Source organism: Paraburkholderia sp. USG1 (genome assembly GCF_031570135.1).
GTDB classification, from domain to species: Bacteria; Pseudomonadota; Gammaproteobacteria; order Burkholderiales; family Burkholderiaceae; genus Paraburkholderia; species Paraburkholderia dioscoreae.
Genome location: NZ_JAMWXW010000043.1, coordinates 49,242 through 61,157, shown reverse-complemented (window position 1 = coordinate 61,157; position 11,916 = coordinate 49,242). Strand labels below are relative to the sequence as shown.

The following is an 11,916-nucleotide window of genomic DNA, read 5'->3' as shown; positions in this document are numbered from 1 at the left end:
GGTTGCACAACCTCCTGCATCACCCCGGTCTCGTCCATCGTGTACATCTGTCCATTTCAAAATTTAGATGGACACGATCCTCGCTCTCGCTCCCCAGCCAATCAAGATGACTTCACCGGGTGCTTACGGTGCATCCACAACCGCTTATCGATCGACCATTGGATATGACGGGCCTTGTAAAAGCAGAGAACCACCGGTGACAGCAGAGATCTGGAACAGTCTGAAAGCGTTTGTCGCGGAAGATGCCGGCAAACCGATTGTCGGCCGGCTGCAACTAACGAGAGACGCGGACCTTTATCACGATCTGGACATGAATCCAGGGCGTATCGCGGAATTTATTAAGGCATGGGCCGCACGCTTCGGTGTCGACATAGGCGGTTTTGATCCGCACCACTACTATCCGGCTGCGAAGCTGAATAGCGGACCCTTCTTCGCAACAGTGGCCAAGTCGCCGTTCAGCGCCAGTGCGCGCGAAACCCTTGGCGGTAGATCTCTTACTCTCGGCATGCTCGAGGAGGCTATGAAAACGCGGCGGTGGGACGCGTAGCGGTCTTCCAGCGCCTGAATCTCAACCCCCATCATCATCCTGCTGATCACTGCCGCCATTATCCTCAACCGGTTGCTTCGGCGGAGGCGGACGCTTGCCGATGGTGACGTCCAGATCCATCTCGCGGCTCTTGCGCACCAGATGCACCTTTGCAGCCGTACCCGGCTTGATCTGCGCGATCACGTTCAGCAGGCGCGTAGTGTCGGTGATCTCCTGCCCGTTCACGCTCACGAGAATATCGCCCGGCTTGATGCCCGCACGGTCCGCGGGTCCGTTCTTCAATACGCCCGCGACAATCGCCCCCGACTTCTGATCCAGCCCGAACGATTCCGCGATCTCCGGCGTGACGTCCTGCGGTTCGACGCCGATCCAGCCGCGCGTGACCGAACCCGTGGTGATGATGCTCTCCAGCACGCTGCGCGCGGTCGACACGGGAATCGCGAAGCCAATGCCGAGCGAGCCACCTGAGCGCGAATAGATGGCGGTGTTGATGCCGAGCAGGTTGCCGTTCACGTCGACCAGTGCGCCACCCGAGTTGCCCGGGTTGATGGCCGCATCGGTCTGAATAAAGTTTTCGAACGTGTTGATGCCGAGGTGATTGCGCCCGAGCGCGCTGACGATGCCCATTGTCACCGTCTGGCCGACGCCGAACGGATTGCCGATCGCCAGCACCACGTCGCCGACGCGCGTCTGATCCATACGGCCGAGCGTGATGGTGGGCAGATTGGTCATGTTGACCTTGAGCACGGCCAGATCCGTTTCCGGGTCGATACCGATGACCTTCGCATTCGTGGTGCGGCCGTCGGCCAGCGCGATTTCGATCTGGTCGGCGCCGTCCACGACGTGCTGGTTCGTTAGAATGTAACCTTCCGAACTCACTATCACGCCGGAGCCGAGATTGGATGCGGGCTGCTCCTGCTGCTTGCGATTGTTCTTGTCGCCGAAAAAGTAGCGGAACAGCGGATCTTTCGCGCGCGGGTCGGGCGGCAGTGAGCCATCCTTGCTGGAGAACACGTTGACGACCGCCGGCATGGCCTTTTGCGCGGCGTCTGCATACGACGCCTGGGCTGGGCCGCTGCCGATACCTGGCGCCACTTCCCGCAGGGCGACGATCGGTTCGGCGAGTTGCTTGCCGAATTGCCCCTGACGCTGCAGCCACTGCGGTTTGAGAGTCGCAACGATGAACATGAGCGCCAACAGCACGGTCACCGCTTGGGCAAAGAACAGCCAAAAGCGTCTAAGCATCTGAAGACTAGAGGTTTATATGGATCGGATCGAACTTGAATTGTACTTGAACAATCTCCTTGAAACCGCGCGCTTCAAGGACTATTGCCCCAATGGGCTGCAGGTCGAAGGGCGTCGCAAGATCAACAAGCTGGCGACCGGCGTAACCGCTTCGGCGGCCTTCCTGGAAGCCGCGCTGGATTGGGGCGCGGACGCCGTGCTGGTCCATCACGGCTACTTCTGGCGCAACGAGGCGCCGCAGATCACCGGCCGCAAATATGGGCGTCTCAAACTGCTGATCGCCAACGAGCTGAATCTGTTCGCCTATCACCTGCCGCTCGACGCCCATCCCGAGTTCGGCAACAACGCGCAGATCGGCGCGAAGATGGGCTGGATCAGCGACGCGCGCTTCGGCGAGAACGACCTCGGCTGGCTCGCCACCTTCCCGATGCCGATCACGCTCGCCCACTTCACCGCGCAGGTCGAGCAGACGCTCGGCCGCACGCCGCTCGTGTTCGGCGACGCGGAGCGCGAACTGCGTCGCGTGGCCTGGTGCACGGGCGCCGCGCAAGGCATGTTCGACGCAGCTATCAACGCGGGTGCCGACGTCTACCTGACCGGCGAAGTGTCGGAGTCGGTGATGCATACGTCGGCGGAAAGCGGCGTCGCTTTTCTTGCGGCGGGCCACCATGCCACGGAGCGCTTCGGCGTGCAGGCGGTGGGCAAGCACCTGTCCGAGCAGTTCGATATCGAACACCTCTTTATCGATATCCCTAATCCCGTTTGAATCGCGAAATTCAGATAAAACGCATTAGAGAAGAAAAAAGCAGGAATAACGCAGAGGGCACTTAAAAGGAGGTGCAAAAAAGTTTGCGATCCGTACGGAGAAACCCTGATTTATCAAGGGCTTCGCACGGTTTTTGGCAATCGGCCCTTGTAAATGGCGACTCCATTCGCGCAAACTAGCGGCGGTAGAAGCGACGTGAAGGAAAAATCCAACTCAGAAGTGGGGCGTGTGATGCGAGACAAGGAAGATGAACGCGTCGACGGCAGCCGCCGTACCTGGCTGATAGCGACGACCGTAGCAGGTGGCATAGGAGGCGTTGCCACTGTCGTACCCTTTGTTAGTTCGTTTGCACCATCTGAAAAGGCCAAGGCAGCAGGTGCCCCGGTCGAAGTCGATATCGGCGATCTCAAGCCTGGCGACATGAAGACCGTAGCCTGGCGTGGCAAACCGGTGTGGATCATCAACCGCACCGACAAGATGCTCGCCGATGTCCAGAAAGCCGATAACGAAGTAGCGGATCCCCACACCAAGAATCCTTTTTCAATGCCGTTGCCGGAGTACTGCAATAACGAGTACCGTTCACGCGCCGACCACAAGAATCTGTTCGTCGCCGTCGCCGTGTGCACCCATCTGGGTTGTACGCCGACGCCGCGCTTCCAGGAGGGCGCGCAGCCCAATCTTCCGGACGACTGGCCAGGCGGCTTTCTGTGCCCGTGCCACGGCTCGACCTATGACATGGCCGGCCGCGTCTTCAAGAACAAACCTGCGCCGCAGAACCTCGACATCCCGCCTTACATGTTCACCTCGGCCACCGGCCTCGTGATCGGCAAGGACGAGAAAGGAGAAGCGTAATGGCGATCGAACACGAAGTAGAGACGACCGGGCTGGTCGGCTGGATCGACCGGCGCTTTCCGCTGACCTCCACCTGGAAGAAGCACGTTTCCGAGTACTACGCGCCGAAGAACTTCAACTTCTGGTACTTCTTCGGTTCGCTCGCGCTGCTGGTGCTGGTCAATCAGGTCGTGACTGGCATTTTCCTCACCATGAACTACAAGCCCGACGCGACGCTCGCGTTCTCGTCGGTCGAGTACATCATGCGCGAGGTGCCGTGGGGCTGGCTGATCCGTTACATGCATTCCACGGGCGCGTCGATGTTTTTCGTCGTCGTCTATCTGCACATGTTCCGCGGGCTGATGTACGGCTCGTACCGCAAGCCGCGCGAACTGGTGTGGATCTTCGGCTGCGCGATTTTCCTGTGCCTGATGGCCGAGGCGTTTTTCGGCTATCTGCTGCCGTGGGGCCAGATGTCGTTCTGGGGCGCGCAGGTGATCGTGAACCTGTTCTCGGCGATTCCGTTCATCGGGCCGGATCTGTCGCTGTGGATTCGCGGCGACTATGTAGTCTCGGACGTCACGCTGAACCGCTTCTTCGCGTTTCATGTGATTGCGATTCCGCTCGTGCTGATCGGTCTGGTGGTCGCCCACCTGGTCGCGCTGCATGAAGTCGGTTCGAACAATCCGGACGGCATCGAGATCAAGGCGAAGAAGGACCCGGACGGCATTCCGCTCGACGGCATTCCGTTCCACCCGTACTACTCGGTGCACGACTTCATGGGCGTGACGGTGTTTCTGTTTATCTTCGCCGCGATCATCTTCTTCGCGCCGGAGATGGGCGGCTACTTCCTCGAAGCGAACAACTTTGTGCCGGCCAACCCGCTGCAAACGCCGCCCGAAATCGCGCCGGTATGGTACTTCACCGCTTTCTACGCGATGCTGCGCGCCACCACCGATCCGTTCAAGATCGTGCTGATGGTCGTGATCGCGCTGCTCGGCCTGCTCGCGCTGGTGCGCGCGCGCGGCAAGTGGAGGCTCGGTCTGCCGGTGCTCGCGGTGCTGGTGATTCTGGCTATGGCGTTCACCGAATCGAAGTTCTGGGGCGTGGTGGTGATGGGCAGCGCGGTCGTTTCGCTGTTCTTCCTGCCGTGGCTCGACCGCTCGCCGGTCAAGTCGATCCGGTATCGGCCGTTTTTTCACAAAGTGTTCTATGGCATCTTCGTGGCCGCGTTTCTGACTTTGGCCTTTCTCGGCACCAAACCGCCGTCGCCGGCCGCCACGCTGATCGCCCAGATCTGCGCACTGATCTACTTCGCGTTTTTCCTCGGTATGCCGTTCTGGACGCGGCTTGGCACGTTCAAGCAGCCGCCCGAACGGGTGCGGTTCAAGCCTCACTAATCGCGAGCCAGGAGAACACGAATGAAAAAACTGCTTACGAAGTGCGCGCTGATCGGCGCGACACTGCTTGCGGTGCTGGCCGCCCCGGCTTACGCGGACGAGAATTTCCCGCTCGACCGTGCGCCGGATAACGCGGAGAATTTCGCTTCTTTGCAGCACGGCGCGCAATTGTTTGTAAACTATTGCCTGAATTGCCACAGCGCGAACCTGATGCGGTACAACCGGCTGACCGACCTCGGCATTACGCCGAACGAAATTCAGGCGAACCTGCTGTTCACCACGGATAAAATCGGCAACACAATGACCGTGGCGATGCGCCCCGAAGACGCGAAAGCGTGGTTCGGCGCGAGTCCGCCGGATTTGTCGGTGGAAGCGCGGGCGCGCGGCAAAGACTGGCTGTACACGTATTTGCGCAGCTTTTACCGCGACAATACGCGGCCGACAGGCTGGAACAATCTGGTGTATGAAAACGTGAGCATGCCTCACGTGCTGTGGCAGCTTCAGGGGCAACGTACCGCGAAGTTCGGTGACGAAACCGACGAAAAAACCGGTGAGACGGTACACAAATTTGTGGGCTTCCAGCAGGTCACTCCGGGGACGATGTCGCCGGTAGATTATGATTCTGCTGTGGCCGACCTCGTGTCGTACCTGTCATGGATGTCCGAACCGACCCAGAAAACCCGCAAACAGCTTGGCGTGTGGGTGCTGATGTTCCTCGGTATCCTGAGCTTTTTCGCCTGGCGACTGAACGCCGCGTACTGGAAACATATCAAATAATCACGCCGTCACCCGGCGTGGGGCCGGCGCCAGGAAAAACCTGCTGAACGGTTTTTCCGCGCGCTGGCCTTTCAGCTTTTTGAGGAAACGTAAATATGATGGTTCTGTATTCCGGCACAACTTGCCCGTTCTCCCAGCGCTGCCGGCTGGTGTTGTTCGAAAAGGGCATGGACTTCGAGATCCGCGACGTCGACCTGTTTAACAAGCCGGAAGACATCGCTGTGATGAATCCGTATGGTCAGGTGCCGATTCTCGTCGAACGGGATCTGATTCTGTACGAATCGAACATCATCAACGAGTATATCGACGAGCGCTTTCCGCACCCGCAACTGATGCCGGCCGATCCGGTTCAGCGCGCCCGCGCACGCCTGTTCCTGCTGAACTTCGAGAAAGAGCTGTTCGTGCACGTCGGCACGCTCGAAAACGAAAAAGGCAAGGCCGCCGAGAAGAATCACGAGAAGGCCCGTCTCGCGATCCGCGATCGCCTGACGCAACTCGCGCCGATCTTCCTGAAGAACAAGTACATGCTCGGCGAAGAGTTCTCGATGCTCGACGTCGCGATCGCGCCGTTGCTGTGGCGTCTGGACCACTACGGCATTGAATTGTCGAAGAACGCCGCGCCGCTGATGAAGTACGCCGAGCGCATTTTCAGCCGCCCGGCTTATATCGAAGCGCTGACGCCTTCGGAAAAGGTGATGCGTCGTTGAGTTTGGCTTTGGGGTGAGGGTGCCGCGCGGCTGGCTGAGCGCGGGCCCGCGCCCGGCAAGAGGACTGTTGATGCAAGAGATTTCCACCAAGCCTTATCTGCTGCGCGCGCTTTATGAGTGGTGCACGGATAACGGCTATACGCCGCACATCGCGGTCCGGGTCGACAATCAGACGCGCGTGCCGCGCCAGTTTGTGCGCGACAACGAAATCGTGCTGAACATCAGCTTCGAGGCGACCAGCCAGTTGCAGATGGGCAACGAGTGGATCGAGTTCAGCGCGCGTTTCTCCGGCAAGTCGCACAAGATCGAAGTGCCGATCGCCAATATTCTCGCGATCTACGCGCGTGAAAACGGCCAGGGCATGGCGTTTCCGGTCGAGTCCCCGGGCGGTGAAGCGCTGGATTCGGGGGCTGACGCGGAAGTGGCAGAAGAGGCGGAGTCGCCCGTGCCGCGTGCGGTCGAAACGGCGCCGGTCACGGATGCCGTCGCCGCCAAAACGGATAGCGCGACGGACGGCCCGCAGCCTGACGACGACGGATCGAAAGGTGGCGGAAGGGCTCGCCTCAAGATCGTAAAATGAAGTAGAATCACGGCCTCATGCCGGCTTAGCTCATCAGGTAGAGCGCTTGACTTGTAATCATGAGGTGGCGGGTTCGAGTCCTGCAGCCGGCACCAGTTAGCTTCCCAGTAGTACCCAGCATTGCCCAGAAAGCCCCGCCAGACTTGGTCTCGCGGGGTTTTCTTTTGCCGGGGTTGCCCAGATTCAGCCGGGGGCAACAAGGAAGCGAGGGGGGCCGGGTGGGGGCCAAAGTTAAGCCTAGGGGGCTTATCAAATGGCATCGAACCGGTTGACCGACGTGATTTGTCGGAGCGCGAAGTACGATTCTGACGGATCGAAGAAATTATTCGACGGTGGGGGGCTCTTTCTGGAGCTGATGCCCACGGGCTCGAAGAAGTGGAGGCTGAAATTCCGGTTCAACGGCAAGGAGAACCGGATGAGCTTCGGCGACTATCCACTCGTCTCATTGGCCGAAGCGCGGGAGAAGCGCGACGCGGCGAAGAAATTACTGCTCGAAGGCATTGACCCGGCCCAGCACCGGGCGGAGTCCCGGCGTCAGCAGGCTATCAAGTCGGAGAATCTCTTCTCCATCATCGCGGAAGAATGGATCGGGAATAAGCGCGACGGCTGGAGCGAGCATCATGCCGGCCGTATTCGCAATCAGCTTGACCGGGAGGTCTACCCGGATTTGGGAATGCGTCCAATCAGCGAGATCACCGCCCCTGACCTGCTTGCGGTGATCCGCCGGATCGAGGAGCGCGGGGCGCTGGAGACGGCGAAGAAGACCCTCCAGATGTGTGGCCAGATATTCCGGTACGCCGTGATGACGGGACGAGCAGAGCGCGACCCCTCGGGAGACTTGCGGGGCGCGCTTCGTACCCGCACCGTCAAGAACATGACGCGGATCAATGCCTCGGAACTGCCGGAGCTGATGAGGAAGATTGACACGTACCACGGGCGGCCCGAGACGCAGCTTGCTCTCAAGCTGCTGGCCCTGACGTTCGTGCGAACCATTGAGCTACGCCATGCCGAATGGACCGAGATCGATGTCGAGCAGGCCGAGTGGCGAATTCCTGCTGACAAGATGAAGGTGGCACGACCCCATATCGTTCCCCTTTCCATGCAAGCGCTGGGGATTATCGAGGAGCTTCGGGGGCTCACGGGTGGGGGCCAGTGGCTCTTCCCCCACTCATGGCATTGTCACCAGCCGATGAGTGAGAACACAGTGCTCTACGCGATTTACCGGATGGGCTATCACTCCCGCATGACGGGTCATGGTTTCCGGGGGCTTGCGTCTACCATCCTCAATGAGAAGGGGTTCTCGTCCGATTGGATCGAGAGGCAGTTGGCGCACGTAGAGGGAAACGGCGTGCGAGCAGCCTACAACCATGCCCAGTACCTGGAGGGCCGACGGACAATGATGCAGTGGTGGGCCGATTACGTCGAGCAGGAGAGCCGGTCGAACGTCATCCAGTTCGCACGGAAATAATCGGCAATTCAAGCTCCAGGGAGTGAGTCGAGCCGGGAGGCCGATGTTAGGGAGGCGGTCGAGAATTCGATCTCCTCCTATTAACATTGCGCAGAGCCGCGATTCATCTCTGGAGGCTTGATGTCATTGTCCAAACCGTTGACCGACGTGACGTGTCGGAACGCGAAACATAATCCCGAAGGCAAGGGGAACAAGCTCTTCGACGGCGGGGGGCTGTTCCTCGAATTGATGCCTTCCGGCTCGAAGAAGTGGCGGCTGAAATTCCGGTTCAACGGCAAGGAGAACCGGATGAGCTTCGGCGACTATCCGACCGTTTCCCTGTCCGACGCCCGGGAGCGGCGAGAGGCGGCGAAGAAGTTGTTGGCGAGTGGGGCCGATCCCGCTCGCCAGCGTGATGATGCCCGGCGGCGCGAGGCCGAATTGTCCGAAGCCCGATTCTCCATTGTGGCCGACGAGTGGATTGACGCCCGGCGGGCACGCTGGAGCGAGGGGCATGCGGAGCGCATTCGGAAGCTGCTGGAGAGCGACGTCTATCCCGACCTGGGCAAGCGGTCCATATCGGAGATCCGCGCCCCCGAATTGCTCGCCGTCGTTCGCAGGATCGAGAAGCGGGGAGCCTTGGAAGTTGCTAAGAAGACCCTCCAGATATGCGGGCAGGTATTCCGGTACGCAGTGGCGACCGACCGCGCCGAGCGTGACTGGTCCGTCGATCTACGCGACGCGCTGACGAGTCGCCCGACGACGCCAATGGCCCGGATTGACGAGTCAGCTCTTCCCGACCTGCTCCGCAAGATCGACGCGTACCAAGGTGAGCCGGAGACGCGACTGGCCCTTCGATTCCTCAACCTGACGTTCGTCCGGACCATCGAGCTTCGCCATGCGGAGTGGTCCGAGATCGACATCGACCGGGCCGAGTGGCGAATTCCCGCTGAGAAGATGAAGAAGCGGCGCCCCCATATCGTGCCCCTGTCGAGACAGGCGCTGGCCGTGCTGGAGGAAATTAGGCCGCTAACTGGGGCCGGGCGTTGGGTGTTCACCAGCCCTGTCAGGAGGAATCAGCCGCTGAGCGAGAATTTCGTGCTTTCCGCCCTAGGCCGGATGGGCTTCCGGCACATCATGACGGGACACGGCTTCCGGGGGCTTGCGTCCACCATCCTCAACGAACGGGAATTCAATTCCGACTGGATCGAGCGGCAGTTGGCGCACGTCGAGGGGAACGGCGTGCGGGCCGCTTACAACCATGCCCAGTACCTGCCCCAGCGCCGCAAGATGATGCAGTGTTGGGCGGACTATCTGGACGAGCAGCGGCGGTCGAACGTGCTGCAGTTTGCGCCGCGACGGTAATTGCCAACGGGCACGGCTGAGAGGTCGTGCCCTTTTCCTTTGCATGTGGGAAATTCGCTTTTCAACACGACCCATAGATCGTGCGCCGCGTGGCAAATCTCCCATTGATTTTCGCAATTAAATCGGCCGATATGATTAATTCGACTTACTGTCATCTATAGGATGTGAATTGGGCAAAGCTTTGACTGTAAAGGCTTTTAGCGATTTTTGTTACATTTGGTAATACTTTCGTTGGCCGCGCGTGGGGGGGCCGGAGATTTCTAGCCGTGTATTCCTGTGGGACATCAATTCGATAGCCCGTTTTTAACAGGAAAAAATATGAAGACGTACGAAGTTGGGGCGCACAAGCTCGCCGCTCATCACTCCCCGATCGGGCAAGATGATTATCTGCCCGCCCGTCTCGTGCCGGGCGGCCTGAGTCGGTTCAATGACATTCAGCCGTACCTCCCCATCTCCCGCGAGACGTGGCGTTTGCTGGTCAATGGCCTGCGCGCGCCCCAGCCGATTCGCATGAGCAAGCGTTGCACCGTCTGGCGCAACGACGAGGTGAATGCCTGGCTTTCGAACCCGGCAACATTCTCGGTGGAGGGCTAAGCAATGGCGGAGCATATCAATGACGATCTGAACGCCCTCAATCTGCCTTCGGACAATGATCGTGAGTTTGGCCGCGTAGAGCCGTGGCCTGAGCCGGTCGATCTGGCCGCGTTGCTGGACGAGATAGCGTCTGCCCTAGGCGAGTACGTGTACTGCGACCAGCGCATGCTTGAGCGGGACGCGCTCTGGATCACCTCAACCTGGCTGTCGCACCACCCCGCAATCGATGCGTTCCCGCTGCTCATCATTACCGCTCCCGACAAAGGGTGCGGCAAGACGCGCTATCTGGAACTGATCGGCGAACTGGCCTGCAAGCCGATATTCGCGGGCAATATCACTGGCGCCGCCGTTTTCCGCATCCTCAATGAGCGAAACGGTCCGACCGTCCTTATTGATGAGTGGGATAGCCTCGGGGGAAAGGTCAAGGCCATGATGACTAACCTCGTGAATAACGGCTATCGCCGCCGGAGCGCCTGGACCTATCGTGCCGCCTCGAAGGACGGCGCTAGTTCGAAGGGGTTGGACCGCTACCGCCTCTGGGGGCCCAAGGTGCTGTGCGGTATCGGCCGCGCGACGCCCACCATCATGTCCCGCGCACACATCACCAATCTGGAGAAGAAGCCGAGTGACCACCGCGTTGAGGCCATCGGCGCTCAAGGCCGGACGCGCTTCGGCATCCTCAACCGCAAGCTGGCCCGCATTGTGGCCGACTATTACGAGGCATACGGCCCGGCAATTGAATTGGCTACGGAGACCGATAGGGTCGGTAACCGTGGCGGGGACAACTGGTTGCCGCTGCGAGCGGTAGGTATCCTCGCGGGAGAGCGCTGGACGGAAATCGCCGACAGGCTGGCGGAGATGTTCTCTTCCCAGACCGACGAGGATCCGAGTGCGGGTGCGGAGTTGCTGCGTGACTTGCTACCGGCCTTCACCGAGTCCGGCAAGGAGAAGCTGACGTCGGAGCATCTTATCCGTGCGCTGAGCGAGGATCTGGAGAAGCGTTGGGCGAACTTCAACGGGTACGGCAAGCCGATTACTGCCCGCCAGTTAGCGAAGCTGTTGCGGCCCTATGGGGTGCGGTCCCGGACGGTGGCGATCGGTGATCAGAGGCTCAAGGGATATCACCTTGAGGATCTGTGGCCGAAGGTCAAGGCGTACGGAGCGCCGGAAGAGGAGCAGGCGACGGACCTGCTGGGGCCGTTGCTGGACGAACTGGAGGGTAAGGGCGAATCTGGCGATGACGGCGGGAAGGAGGACGACACGTCACGTGACGACGCCGCGCCGAAGAAGCCGGATGGCGATGAGCGCTCACCTGACTAACTTCCAGCGATGACCGCTCCCCGCTTGGGTCTTGTCACGCATGGACCGGAGCGGGGGAGCGGCCAAGGCACCCATAGGTACCTGCATGCCTGCACAATCTACGAGGTGGAGGTTCCGCCGGTCAAAGGGCGACGGGTACATTATGGGTCGACGCTGTTAGTCGTTCGACGGGAGCAGGTGACGGCGGATTGGGAGCGACGTTACGTCACTCCTTCCGGTATCAATAGGGTTCGCCATTCAGCCGATCGCAGTTGTAGTCTGGCCAGGGTTATCGGGCAGTAGTCGACCCGAAACAGTCATGGCATTCAGCGAAAGCGGGCATCGGGCATCCACATTG

The 11,916-nt window shown here is 60.1% G+C and carries 12 protein-coding genes and 1 tRNA gene; 12 read left to right on the top strand and 1 reads right to left on the bottom strand.

What is annotated here, in order from left to right:
- Nucleotides 1–67 precede the first annotated feature (67 nt).
- Nucleotides 68–547 (top strand): DUF1493 family protein, encoded by a 480-nt coding sequence (locus NE850_RS35955; RefSeq protein ID WP_310700118.1) that lies wholly within the window; start codon nt 68–70, stop codon nt 545–547.
- Nucleotides 548–568: 21 nt separating this feature from the next.
- Here NE850_RS35955 and NE850_RS35950 read toward each other — a convergent pair whose 3' ends face one another.
- A complete protein-coding gene (locus tag NE850_RS35950; protein ID WP_007180221.1) occupies nt 569–1,792 on the bottom strand; it encodes a Do family serine endopeptidase in 1,224 nt (407 codons plus the stop codon).
- 19 nt (nt 1,793–1,811) lie between these two features.
- Between NE850_RS35950 and NE850_RS35945 the strand changes: the two genes are divergently transcribed.
- From NE850_RS35945 to NE850_RS35895, 11 genes are all read left to right on the top strand, one after another.
- Nucleotides 1,812–2,558 (top strand): Nif3-like dinuclear metal center hexameric protein, encoded by a 747-nt coding sequence (locus NE850_RS35945; protein ID WP_165187136.1) that lies wholly within the window; start codon nt 1,812–1,814, stop codon nt 2,556–2,558.
- A gap of 231 nt (nt 2,559–2,789) precedes the next feature.
- Nucleotides 2,790–3,410, top strand: a complete 621-nt coding sequence (petA, locus tag NE850_RS35940; RefSeq protein WP_035517856.1) for a ubiquinol-cytochrome c reductase iron-sulfur subunit — start codon at nt 2,790–2,792, stop codon at nt 3,408–3,410.
- Nucleotides 3,410–4,789 (top strand): cytochrome bc complex cytochrome b subunit, encoded by a 1,380-nt coding sequence (locus NE850_RS35935; RefSeq protein ID WP_007180224.1) that lies wholly within the window; start codon nt 3,410–3,412, stop codon nt 4,787–4,789. The genes petA and NE850_RS35935 overlap by 1 nt, the downstream gene beginning before the upstream one ends.
- Nucleotides 4,790–4,810: 21 nt before the next feature.
- Nucleotides 4,811–5,566 (top strand): cytochrome c1, encoded by a 756-nt coding sequence (locus NE850_RS35930; protein WP_007180225.1) that lies wholly within the window; start codon nt 4,811–4,813, stop codon nt 5,564–5,566.
- A 95-nt stretch (nt 5,567–5,661) separates the two neighbouring features.
- Nucleotides 5,662–6,273, top strand: a complete 612-nt coding sequence (locus NE850_RS35925) for a glutathione S-transferase N-terminal domain-containing protein (protein WP_006052302.1) — start codon at nt 5,662–5,664, stop codon at nt 6,271–6,273.
- Between the two features lie 70 nt (nt 6,274–6,343).
- Entirely contained in the window at nt 6,344–6,853 is a 510-nt protein-coding gene (locus tag NE850_RS35920) for a ClpXP protease specificity-enhancing factor (protein ID WP_165187134.1), read from the top strand.
- Between the two features lie 19 nt (nt 6,854–6,872).
- Nucleotides 6,873–6,948: transfer RNA gene (locus NE850_RS35915), tRNA-Thr, on the top strand.
- A gap of 158 nt (nt 6,949–7,106) precedes the next feature.
- Nucleotides 7,107–8,321, top strand: a complete 1,215-nt coding sequence (locus NE850_RS35910; RefSeq protein WP_310700117.1) for a phage integrase central domain-containing protein — start codon at nt 7,107–7,109, stop codon at nt 8,319–8,321.
- Between the two features lie 120 nt (nt 8,322–8,441).
- On the top strand, nt 8,442–9,665 hold the full coding sequence (locus NE850_RS35905) for a phage integrase central domain-containing protein (protein WP_310700116.1): 1,224 nt from the start codon (nt 8,442–8,444) through the stop codon (nt 9,663–9,665).
- Nucleotides 9,666–9,983: 318 nt separating this feature from the next.
- A complete protein-coding gene (locus NE850_RS35900) occupies nt 9,984–10,259 on the top strand; it encodes a transcriptional regulator (RefSeq protein WP_310700115.1) in 276 nt (91 codons plus the stop codon).
- Between the two features lie 3 nt (nt 10,260–10,262).
- Nucleotides 10,263–11,579 (top strand): DUF3631 domain-containing protein, encoded by a 1,317-nt coding sequence (locus NE850_RS35895; RefSeq protein WP_310700114.1) that lies wholly within the window; start codon nt 10,263–10,265, stop codon nt 11,577–11,579.
- Nucleotides 11,580–11,916 lie beyond the last annotated feature (337 nt).